The following is a 1,131-nucleotide window of genomic DNA, read 5'->3' as shown; positions in this document are numbered from 1 at the left end:
CCCGCCGCCAGGAGCAGGCCTTCGAGCACGGTGGCAAGCTGGTGCGGATCGGACAGCGTCATGATCTGGCAAACCTGGGGACAAGAAGTGAAAGGGCCACATTAAATGCGGCCCGGCAGTCTAGCAAATGCCGAAGAGCGCTTCAGGCCGGATTGGCCTTGTGCGCCGCGATGATCTCGGCGACCAGCAGCGGGTCCGGCCCGTCGAGAAAGTATTCCTCGGCCAGCGGTGCCCGCAGGCGCATGAAGGCGTCCTCGCCGACCTGCAGGGTGTGCCCGGGGGCCATCTGCGCGCCGCTGCTCAGCAGGTAGCTCATCACGTTGTCGAACAGCTCCGAGTAGCGTTCGCCCTCATGGTGCCCTTCGGCCAGCACGGCGAAGTCGGCGATACCGAACACACCACCGCCGTAGGTACGCATCCAGGTGCCCTGCACGCCTTCGACGTCGTATTTGACGAAGCCGCAGTAGAGCGCGGTCAGCGGCATGCCGCGCAGCACGTCCAGGCTCTCGCGCCCCAGTCCCTGGTCATTGAAGATCGCTGCGGGCAAGGAGGTCCTGCCACTCTCGTTGAGCACCGCGATGGCGCCGAAATGCGCCAGCGCACCGGCGACTGCGGCCAGCACCACGTATTGCTCCAGGGGGTCGTCGTCATGCCCGGCGTAGTACAGCAGGACATGGCTGGCATGGGCGCGCACCTCATCCTTGAGTGCCTGCGGGTAATGCGCGGGGGCCACGCAGGACTCCAGCGATTGCGCAGGGAACGGCGCATCGAAGCCAAGCAGCCGCACCACGTGCTCTCCCCAGCCGGCCAGGGCGAAGAACTGCTCGACTTCGTCGGACACCTCGCAGCTCGCTGCGGCCATTTCCGGGTGATAGGCACGCAGGACGCGGGTCAGCTCGTCCTGATCCAACTGCAGCGCAGCCGGGAACAGCACCTGCAGGCTGACTCGCCCTTCGCTGGCGGGATTGGCGACCAGACGGGCCGGCTCTGCGGCAGCGTCGTCGCGGCGACCGAAGAAACGCGAAAAGATACTCACCTGAAACTCCCTTTGTTCAACGCTTCCCAGGACGACTCGCGCGTTACGCCTCCACATCCTGCTCGATGCGGGCTCGTACATGGATGGCGGCAAAC

General features: G+C 65.5%; 1 protein-coding gene. It reads right to left on the bottom strand.

Features of this window, described 5'->3' with window-relative positions:
- Positions 1 to 142: 142 nt before the first annotated feature.
- The coding region (locus J0A65_RS23765) for a DUF4261 domain-containing protein (RefSeq protein ID WP_206596745.1) at positions 143 to 1,131 on the bottom strand (989 nt) is incomplete at its 5' end.

This window comes from Bowmanella yangjiangensis, assembly GCF_017255015.1.
Taxonomy (GTDB): domain Bacteria; phylum Pseudomonadota; class Gammaproteobacteria; order Enterobacterales; family Alteromonadaceae; genus Bowmanella; species Bowmanella yangjiangensis.
This window is presented reverse-complemented; position numbering and strand designations above follow the sequence as displayed.